Here is a 6,230-nt window from a genome sequence, read left to right on the forward strand (position 1 = left end):
GCACTCGGCCTGTTCGTCATTGGCCTGCCTGCCACGACGGAGCCGCACAGTGGCTGACAGGGCATTGAAGATCGCGATTGTTGCCGGCGAGGAGTCCGGCGACCTGCTCGGCGCCGACATAGTACGCTCGCTCAGGCAGGCGGCCGGGCGCGAGGTGCAACTCGTCGGCCTCGGCGGCCGTCATTTGCAGACGCTGGGACTGGTCTCGCCATTCGATGCCGGTGAGATCGCCCTCATGGGGTTCAGTGCCGTCCTGCGCGACCTTCCGCGCCTGATGCGGCGGATCAGCCAACTGGCCAAGACCGTTGCCGACGAAAAGCCGGATTGCCTCGTCACCATTGACAGTCCGGACTTTTCGTTGCGCGTCGCCAAAAAGGTGCGTGCGGCCAACCCGTCGATTCCGATCATCCACTATGTCTGCCCGAGCGTGTGGGCGTGGCGGCCGGGCAGGGCGGTCGCGATGAAGCCCTATGTCGACCACATCCTCTGCATCCTGCCTTTCGAGGTTAAGGAGTTGGAGCGGCTCGGCGGGCCATCGGGCACCTATGTTGGGCATCGCCTGACGCACGATGCGGGCTTGCTCGCTGCAGCCAAGGCGCAGGAGTTGCCGCGCGACCTTTCTCCTGATCGGGTCAAAACCTTGCTCGTCCTGCCCGGTTCGCGGCGTGGCGAGGTACGGCGGCTGCTCGACCCGTTCGGCGAGACGGTGTCGATCCTGCGCGCGCGCGGCCACCGCTTGCGGCTGCTGCTGCCGACCGTCCCGCATGTCGCCGACCTCGTCAAATCTTCCGTCAACCGCTGGGATGAAAAGCCTGAGATCATCGTCGAGCCCCAGCGCAAATGGCAGGCTTTCGGCAGGGCCGATGCGGCGCTGATCGCGTCCGGGACGGTATCGCTGGAACTGGCGCTGGCCGGCGTGCCGATGATTTCCTGCTACAGGCTCGACCCGGTCGCGCGCATCTTGGCGCCGTACCTCGTTTCCGTCTGGTCGGCGCTGCTGCCCAATCTGATATCGGATCGAGCGCTTATTCCCGAATTCTACGACGGCTATATCAAGCCGAACAATCTTGCCCGGCAATTGGAGGCACTGTTCGCCGACAGCGGCATGCGTGCCTGGCAGAAGGATGGATTTGCAGAGATCAGGCGGCGCATGGCTACGGGCAGACCGTCCGGCGAGATCGCCGCGCAGGTGGTGATGCGGTATGTCAAGAGAGTGAGTAGTCAGTAATCAGTAGAAATGGTCGACTTCACTACTCACTACTCACTACTCACTACTCACTACTCACTATTTCCTAATTCACCGCTTGGCGATCGGCACGTAATCCCGCTCCGGTGCACCGGTATAGAGCTGGCGCGGGCGGCCAATCTTCTGGCGCGGATCCTCGATCATCTCTTTCCACTGGGCGATCCAGCCGACGGTGCGGGCGACCGCGAACAGCACGGTGAACATCGTGGTGGGGAAGCCCAGCGCCTTCAGCGTAATGCCGGAATAGAAGTCGACATTCGGGTAGAGCTTCTTCTCGATGAAATAGGAATCGGTCAGCGCGATCTTTTCCAGCTCCATGGCGATGTCGAGCAGCGGATCGTCCTTGATGCCGAGCTCGCCCAGAACCTCATGTGCCGTCTTCTGCATGATCTTGGCGCGCGGATCGTAGTTCTTGTAGACGCGGTGGCCGAAGCCCATCAAGCGGAACGGGTCGTCCTTGTCCTTGGCGCGGGCGATGAATTCCGGGATGTGATCGACATGGCCGATCTCGCCAAGCATGTTGAGCGCCGCTTCATTGGCGCCGCCATGCGCGGGTCCCCACAGGCAGGCTATGCCGGCGGCGATGCACGCAAACGGGTTGGCGCCCGACGAGCCGGCGAGGCGAACGGTCGAGGTCGAGGCATTCTGCTCGTGGTCGGCGTGCAGGATGAAGATGCGTTCCATGGCGCGCGCCAGCACCGGATTGATCTTGTATTCCTCGCAAGGCACGGCAAAGCACATATGCAGGAAGTTGGCGGCAAAGTTCAGCTCGTTCTTCGGGTAAATGAAGGGCTGGCCGATGTGGTATTTGTAGGCCATCGCCGCGATCGTCGGCATCTTGGCGATCAGCCGCATGGAGGCAACCATGCGCTGGTAGGGGTCGGAAATGTCGGTGGAGTCGTGATAAAAGGCCGACAGCGCGCCGACCACGCCGCACATCACCGCCATCGGATGCGCGTCGCGGCGGAAGCCGGTGAAAAAGCGCGACATCTGCTCATGCACCATGGTGTGGCGCGTCACGCGGTAATCGAAATCGTCCTTCTGCGCCTTGGTCGGCAATTCACCGTAGAGCAGGAGATAGCAGACCTCGAGGAAGTCGCCATGTTCGGCCAACTGGTCGATCGGATAGCCGCGGTGCAACAGGATGCCGGCGTCGCCGTCGATGAAGGTGATTTCGGACTCGCAGCTTGCCGTCGAGGTGAAGCCGGGATCGTAGGTGAAAGCGCCGGTGGTTGAGTAGAGCGAGGCGATGTCGATCACATCAGGCCCGACCGAACCGCTTCGCACCTTGAATTCATGGGTCTTGCCGGCGAATTCAAGCGTTGCGGTGGCCTCTTGGGTCTTGCCCAAATCCAGTTTTTTCGCAGCTTCGGTCATTGCAAACTCCTTCTTGTTTCCTCATGCCGGCAAAGGCAAATTTCGCAGAGCGACACGTCGAAAATCACCGCAATGCGCGTATTCGCCACCGCATTTCAGGAGGTGCGTGCCAGATTGGGCCAAGGCCTAATGTTGCACTGCGAAACCCGCCTTTCAATGCCAATCTTCTTGGGCCAGTTTGCTCCTAATCGATTTGATCTGAGATGCGCGCCAGGCTTTCCTCGCGGCCGAGCACGGCGAGCACATCGAACACGCCCGGCGAGGTGCTTTTGCCGGTCAAAGCGGCGCGCAAAGGCTGGGCCACCGCGCCGAGCTTGTGGCTGCCGGCCGCCGCCACCTCGCGGATCGCCGCCTCCGCCGAGACGGCTGTCCAGTCACCCGCAAGCCCGTTCAAAGCTTCGTGAGCACTGCGCAGGATCTTGCGGGCATCGTCGGTGAGCAGAAGGGCCGCCTTGTCGTCGATCGGCAGCGGTCGCGTGGCAAACAGGAAGGCCGCGCCGTCGACGAGCTCCACCAGCGTCTTGGCGCGCTCCTTCAGGCCCGGAAGCGCTGCCAGCAACTGCGCCTTGGTGCTGTCGTTCAGGCGTGCGGCGATCGCCGGGCCACCTTCGAGGTAGGGCAGGGTGGCGATGAAGATGTCGAACAGTTCGGCATCGCTCATGCGACGCATATGTGCGCCGTTGATTGCCTCCAGCTTGGCGAAGTCGAAGCGCGCCGCGCCCTTGTTGACGTCGCCGATGTCGAACCAGGAAATCATGTCCTTGATCGACATGATCTCGTCGTCGCCATGGCTCCAGCCGAGACGCGCCAGGTAGTTGAGCAGCGCCTCCGGCAGGTAGCCCATGGCGCGATAAGCCTCGACGCCAAGCGCGCCGTGCCGCTTCGATAGCTTGGCGCCATCGGCGCCGTGGATCAGCGGGATATGCGACATGGACGGCACGTCCCAGCCCATGGCGTTGTAGATGACGGTCTGGCGGGCGGCGTTGGTCAGATGGTCGTCGCCGCGGATGATGTGGGTGACGGCCATGTCATGATCGTCGACGACGACGGCATGCATGTAAGTGGGATTGCCGTCGGAACGCAGGATGATGAAGTCATCGAGATCCTTGTTAGGAAAGCGCACGTCGCCCTGGACCCGGTCATGGACGACGGTCTCGCCTTCGGTCGGCGCCTTGATGCGGATGGCGCCCTTGGCACCTGCGGGTGCCTCTGAGGGGTCGCGGTCGCGCCAGCGGCCATCGTAGCGGGGTGGCAGCCCCTTGGCTCTGGCGGCCTCGCGCATGGCCTCCAGTTCGGCTGGCGTGGCGTAGCAATAATAGGCCTTGCCGATGCGCACGAGCTCCTCGGCCACCTCGCGGTGGCGGGGCGCACGCTCGAACTGCGACACCGGCTCGCCGTCCCAGCTCAGGCCAAGCCAGGAAAGCCCGTCGAGGATGGCAGCCGTCGCGGCTTCATTGGAGCGTTCGCGATCGGTGTCCTCGATGCGCAGCAGCATCGTGCCGCCGGTGTGCTTTGCATACAGCCAGTTGAACAGCGCCGTGCGCGCGCCGCCTATGTGCAAATAGCCGGTGGGCGAGGGGGCAAAACGGGTGACGACCTTGTCGGACATGGAACTCTCGGAAACCATCTGAAGCGGGGTGCGGTCGCGCGGACTTTCGCGCTTTGCGCGTTCATGTAGCATAGGGTGTCGAGGGCGCAAGGGGCAGACCCGATGGCTGGACGAGGCTGGGGCTCGGATCAGGGCGAGGACGCTGCCATTGGCGTCAGCGAACGGTCCCTGTTTGCGCCTCTGCCAGCCTCATTGCCGCCGCCGTCGCCCCTCGTGCCGGATTCCGGCAAGCTGCCCTTGCAAACGGGTATCGCCGCCTCTGTTCCTGTTGCCGGAACCGGCAGGATCGTGCGCGTGCGCCGGCAGATCGGCCTGATATCACTGCCACGCCTGCGCCACAGCGTGAACATGGCGGCGAGCCTGGAACTCGACCGGGGCGTGGCCTTCCTGCTGGTACCGGTCTGCCTTGCGATCGGAGCGATCGGCTATTTTTCGCTGACGGCTGAACCCGACTTTGCGAGACCTGTCGCGGTTGTCATCCTGACGGGGATCTGTGCGCTGGTCTCGCGCTCATGGCCAAAGACCCATCTGTGTTTCATGGCGGCACTTTTGTGCGCCCTAGGGCTGCTTGCTGCCAAGGTCGAGACGTGGCGTGCGGGCACACAAATGTTGGGCTCGGAAATCTCGACGCAGGTGACCGGCCGCGTCGTCTCGCTCGACCGTATGGAAACTGGCCGTATCCGGCTGACCATCGACGTAACATCGACCGCAAGACCGAAACTGCGCTATGCGCCGGAACGGGTACGGCTTTCGGCACGCAAGATCCCGGCTGACGTGACCGCAGGCTCTCTCATCACTGGATATGCCAAGCTTTTGCCGCCGACCGGGCCGGTGCGACCGGACAGCTATGATTTCTCCTTCGACAGCTATTTTGCCGGCATTGGCGGCAGCGGGTTCTTTCTCGGCAATCCCAAGCTTGTCGTCAGCGATGATGGCGACATGCCGCTGTCGGCCCGAATTTCCTCCAGCGTGGAAAATGCCCGTGAAGGCATCGCCGACCATATCAGGGCGAGCGTCGGCGGCGCCGAAGGCGAGATCGCCGCGGCGCTGATCGTCGGCGTGCGCGCCGGCATTCCCGACGACATCAATGAGGCGATGCGACGTACCGGCATCTACCACATCATCTCCATTTCGGGACTGCATATGGCTCTGGTCGCCGGCACCATCATGGGGTTGCTGCGCGGCGCCTTCGCCTTGTTTCCCGATTTTTCCGCGCGTCGCCCGGTCAAGAAGTATGCCGCTGCCGCCGCACTGTTCTCGATCGCAGCCTACCTCGTCATCTCAGGTATCGTCGTCGCCGCCGAACGCAGCTTCATCATGCTGGCAGTGATGCTGATTGCAGTTCTGTTCGATCGAGCAGCACTCACCATGCGCAATCTGGCGATCTCGGCGATCGCCGTCATCGTGGTGTCGCCGCATGAGGTGGTCGGCCCGAGTTTTCAGATGTCGTTCGCCGCGACCGCGGCTCTGGTCGGCGCCTATGCCGGCTGGGCGGATCACCGCGCGGGAAAAGCAAGAACGCCGCCGCCGAAGCGATCCTTGCCCGGGTTCCTGACACGAAAATTCCTGCTGGCGGCAATCGGTCTGGCCATGACCTCGATCATCGCCGGCAGCGCCACGACGCTGTTTGCCATCTGGCATTTTCAGCGTGTGTCGCCGCTCAGCCTGTTCGCCAATCTCGCGGTTATGCCGATCGTCACCGTCGTCATGTTCCTGGCCGTCGCCAGCGCGCTGCTGATGCCTTTCGGATTGGATTGGCCAGGTCTCTACCTGATGGGCAAGGGCCTGACGATGATGATCGCCATATCGGGCTGGATCTCCGAGCGTTCGCCTGTCGATGGGGTCGGGCTGATTTCGCAACAGTCGGTCCTGCTGGTGGCCATTGCCCTGGTCATCGCGACGATGGCGACGACATGGCTGCGGCTCGCGGCTCTGCCATTCGCGTTGGCAGGCTTGCTGACCGTCTCCGCTAGGCGCCCGCCCGATGTGCTGATCTCG

Annotated in this window: 4 protein-coding genes; 2 read left to right on the forward strand and 2 right to left on the reverse strand. The window is 63.0% G+C overall.

Translation table 11 applies throughout. The features are described from left to right. Positions 1 to 49 precede the first annotated feature (49 nt). Complete coding sequence (lpxB, locus tag EOA22_RS21475) at positions 50 to 1,228, forward strand: lipid-A-disaccharide synthase (RefSeq protein WP_063167972.1); 1,179 nt, start codon at positions 50 to 52, stop codon at positions 1,226 to 1,228. A gap of 69 nt (positions 1,229 to 1,297) precedes the next feature. On the opposite strand, the gene gltA is transcribed toward lpxB, so the two are convergent. Then, positions 1,298 to 2,623 carry a citrate synthase gene (gene gltA / locus EOA22_RS21480; RefSeq protein WP_013531749.1) on the reverse strand — a complete coding sequence of 442 codons (1,326 nt, stop codon included), beginning with the start codon at positions 2,621 to 2,623 and terminating at the stop codon, positions 1,298 to 1,300. Between the two features lie 184 nt (positions 2,624 to 2,807). Beyond that, on the reverse strand, positions 2,808 to 4,232 hold the full coding sequence (gltX, locus tag EOA22_RS21485) for a glutamate--tRNA ligase (RefSeq protein ID WP_063170234.1): 1,425 nt from the start codon (positions 4,230 to 4,232) through the stop codon (positions 2,808 to 2,810). Between the two features lie 102 nt (positions 4,233 to 4,334). Here gltX and EOA22_RS21490 point away from each other — a divergent pair. Further along, on the forward strand, positions 4,335 to 6,230 hold a 1,896-nt coding region (locus EOA22_RS21490; protein ID WP_164755711.1), incomplete at its 3' end, for a ComEC/Rec2 family competence protein.

It is taken from the genome of Mesorhizobium sp. M7A.F.Ca.US.014.04.1.1 (assembly GCF_003998745.1).
Taxonomy (GTDB): domain Bacteria; phylum Pseudomonadota; class Alphaproteobacteria; order Rhizobiales; family Rhizobiaceae; genus Mesorhizobium; species Mesorhizobium ciceri.